The organism is Kitasatospora sp. MY 5-36 (genome assembly GCF_001182915.1).
In the GTDB taxonomy this organism is placed as follows: Bacteria; Actinomycetota; Actinomycetes; order Streptomycetales; family Streptomycetaceae; genus Kitasatospora.
Genome location: NZ_LFVW01001343.1, coordinates 1 through 826 on the forward strand (window position 1 = coordinate 1; position 826 = coordinate 826).

Annotated in this window: 1 protein-coding gene; it reads left to right on the forward strand. The window is 77.2% G+C overall.

From position 1 onward, the window contains the following. Positions 1-226: 226 nt before the first annotated feature. Positions 227-826, forward strand: a 600-nt coding sequence (locus AE652_RS42345) for a TerD family protein (RefSeq protein ID WP_049661561.1), incomplete at its 3' end; no start/stop codon positions are given.

The window sequence follows — 826 nt, forward strand, 5'->3', positions numbered from 1 at the left end:
CTCGCCGCACCGGCGCCCACCCCGGCCGCGACCCCGACCGCCGCGGCCCGCTGAGCCGCCGACGGCCCGCAGCGGACGATCGTCCGACGATCCGACAGCCGGGCCCGCCGGACGGGCGCATCCCCGCACCCTCGTTCGTTACTGTGGGCAGCACCCGGCCCGGCGCCCCCAACGGCCCCGGCCGGGCCGCCGTTCCGCACCCGAGGAGGAGTCCGTGCCCACCGTCCTGACCCAAGGCGGCAACGCACCGCTGACCGCCGCGCGAGTGACCGTCGAGGTCACCGCGCCCAAGGCGCTGGACGTCTCCGGCCTGCTGCTGACCGATGCCGGAAAGGTCCGCTCGGACGACGACTTCGTCTTCTTCAACGCCCCGAACGGCCCCGGCGTCAGCCACCGCCCGGCCTCCGCCGGCACCCCCGACGCGATCACCGTCGACACCCGGGCCGTCCCGGCCGGGATCACCAAGATCGTGGTCACCGCGAGCCCCGCCGACCAGGTCTCCACCTTCGCCGGGACGGAGCCCACCGCCACCGTCCGCGACGCCGACACCGGCGAGGTGCTGGTCACCTTCACCCCGCCCCGGCTGGGCCTGGAGACCGCGCTCATCGTGGTCGAGGTCTACCAGCGGGGCGGCGCCTGGAAGGTGCGCGCGGTCGGCCAGGGCTACGCCGACGGCCTCGCGGGCATCGCCACCGACTTCGGCGTCACCGTCGACGACTCCCCGGCCCCCGCGCCCGCCGCCCCGGTGGCGGCGGCCGCACCGCCCGTACCGCCGGCCCCGATGGACCGGACCATCCAGCTCCCGACCGCTCCGCCGGCCGCCCCG